At 73.7% G+C, this 2599-nt stretch carries 2 protein-coding genes and 1 pseudogene; 2 read left to right on the plus strand and 1 reads right to left on the minus strand.

Annotated features, from left to right (window positions below; translation table 11 throughout):
* Positions 1 to 404, minus strand: a 404-nt coding sequence (locus ACTUAL_RS26085) for a hypothetical protein (protein WP_440902101.1), incomplete at its 3' end; no start/stop codon positions are given.
* A 14-nt stretch (positions 405 to 418) separates the two neighbouring features.
* Between ACTUAL_RS26085 and ACTUAL_RS26090 the strand changes: the two are divergent.
* Both ACTUAL_RS26090 and ACTUAL_RS26095 read left to right on the plus strand, forming a co-directional pair.
* Positions 419 to 790 (plus strand): annotated as a pseudogene (locus tag ACTUAL_RS26090) ((2Fe-2S)-binding protein); the annotation flags it as partial.
* Positions 791 to 907: 117 nt separating this feature from the next.
* Positions 908 to 2599: SdrD B-like domain-containing protein (locus tag ACTUAL_RS26095; RefSeq protein ID WP_440902102.1), on the plus strand; the 1692-nt coding region annotated here is incomplete at its 3' end.

Raw genomic sequence — 2599 nt, forward strand, 5'->3', positions numbered from 1 at the left:
TTCCGCGTCATCGGCACGCCCTGCACGCGCGTGGACGCGCTGGACGCGGTGACCGGGCGCAAGCGGTTCACGATGGACCTGGACGCGCCGGGCGCGAAGCCGACCACGGTGTGCCGCCCGCCGACCACCAACGGCCGTGTGTCCACTGTGGACAACCTGGCGCAGGTTCGGGCGATGCCGGGCGTCACGGACGTCGCGGTGGTGTCGACCGGGGTCGCGGTGCGGGCGCAGACCTTCGGGCAGTGCGTCGACGCCGTGCGGGCGCTGCGGGTGACGTGGCGGCCCGGCCCGGTGGGCGCCCGGTCGGAGGCGGCGGTGATGGCGGCGGTGGCGTGCGCGTACGCGCGGGCCACGGGGACGGACCCGACGGCGTTCCCGATCAACCACGGGGTGCTGTCGTTCACGCCGAAGCCGACCGTGCCACCCGTGCCCGAGCCACCTGAACGGCCGCGCGGTGACGCCGTGCTCGGTGCCGGTGGGCGCGCTGGGGCCCGAAGACGAGGTGACCACGATCGAGGGCCTCGCGGGCGAGGGCGGGCTGCACCCGATGCAGCGGGCGTGGCTGGACCTGGACGTCTCCCAGTGCAGCTACTGCCAGCCGGGGCAGATCATGGCGGCGGTGGCGCTGGTCCGGCGGGTGGCGGCCGAGGGGCGCGCGGTGACCGACGCGAACCTGGACGGCATCCGGAACGTGTGCCGGTGCGGCGCCTACCCGCGCATCCGCGAGGCGATCCGCGCCGGTGGCGAGGCCATGCGGGACTCACCCGACCAGGGCTTCCCGACCGGGTGAGGTTTGAACCGGCCCGCTTCGCCCGGACCGGTTCACCTGCCGCTCGGGGGCTGCGCCGCGCCCCGGTCCAGGCGGACATTCCTCGTGGAGGACGCCGGTGGGAACGGGGGTCGGGTGATGTCGGCCGGTCGTGGCGCGCGCCGCCTCGGCGTGGTGTGCGCGGTGCTCGCGCTGCTGCTCGCCGTCGTGTGGTGGGACCTGCCGGGCGCGCGGGCGGCCACCGGGTCGCTCACCGGGCAGGTGTACCGGGACGACGACGACAACGGCGCCCAGGGCGGTGGGGAGCCGGGCATCGCCGGGCTGGTGGTGCGCGTGACGGGCACCCGCTACTCGTGCCCGCCCGCCGAGCAGCCCGCGTGCGCGGTGAGCCGGACGGCGACGACGGACGCGGGCGGGACGTTCACCGTGACCGGGCTGGAGAGCGGTGACCACACGATCACCGTGCCGCGCCCCGCGGCCTACGCGGACGGGAGGATCACCACCGGCAACGGCGGCGGCACGGTGACCGCGCCGAACCAGCTGTCGTACGTGACGGTGATCGACGGGTACGCGTCCACCGGGTCGCTGTTCGGGATGCGGCGCGGCGCGCTGACCGGGACGGCGTGGGTCGACACGGACAGCGACGGGGTGATCGACGACGACGAGCCCGGCCGGTTGGGGTCGGTGGCGGTGGTGCTGCTGAGGTCGGACGAGACGCCGGTGGCGAGCACGACCACCGACGGCTCGGGGGCGTACCGCTTCGACGGCGTGGCGCCGGGCGACTACCTCGTGCGCGCGACCCTGCCCGCCGGGTCCGGGGCGGCCACGCCGACGTCGGTGGCGTTCACCCTGCCCGCCGGGGAGGGCGGGCACGTGGACTTCGGGATGCAGAAGGGCGCGCTCGGGGACTACGTGTGGCTGGACTCGGACGAGGACGGGGTGCAGGACCCGGAGGAGAACGGGATTCCGGGGATCAAGGTCGAGCTGCACCGGGTGTTCGGCGGGCTGGTGGCGACGGCGACCACGAACGAGTACGGGCGGTACTTCTTCGTGGACCTGGACGAGGACCTGTACTACCTGAAGGTGTACCGGCCGGAGGGGATGGTGTTCTCCCCGCGCGGGCGGGGGGCGGCGGCGACCGGGTCGTCGGTGTTCCACGAGGACGGGAACCAGCAGAGCTCCGGGAACACGCGGGACGTGCGGGTGCAGGTGGCGGACAGCGGGATCACCCAGGACATGGACCTCGACGCGGGGCTGCACCACAACGCCAAGGACCTGGAGCTGACCTCGTTCGACGTGGACGACCCGAATCCGATGGTGGGGCAGGAGGTCGTGTTCACGTCGGTGATCACCAACGTGGGGCGCGCGCCGCTGGACGGGGCGATGGTGCACCTGTGGCTTCCGGGGGCGCTGCGGGCCACGGCGGCCTCGGGGGTGGGGTGGAACGGGTACTGCCAGGTCGATCCCACGGTGGTCTACTGCTACCAGACCGGGACGGCCGCGCCGGGCGAGTCGTTCCCGCCGTTCGTGCTGCGGGCGGTGGTGGACGGGGCGATGACGGCGGAGAGCGCTTACTCGCGGACGGGGTTGGCCGACACGAGCGGTTACGGCGCGGAGGCGGAGGAGAAGACCCGCGCGAACAACGACCTCTACGGCGCCCCGATGACGACCTCGACGGCGGCGCCGGTCACGACGACCACCGAACCGCCCGTCATCACAACTGAACCGACCAGCACGACTACCGAGCCACCGGTCACCACGACCACCGAGCCACCGGTCACCACGACCACGGAATCACCGGTCACCACTCCCCCGACCACCACTCCCCAG

The organism is Actinosynnema sp. (assembly GCF_052038725.1).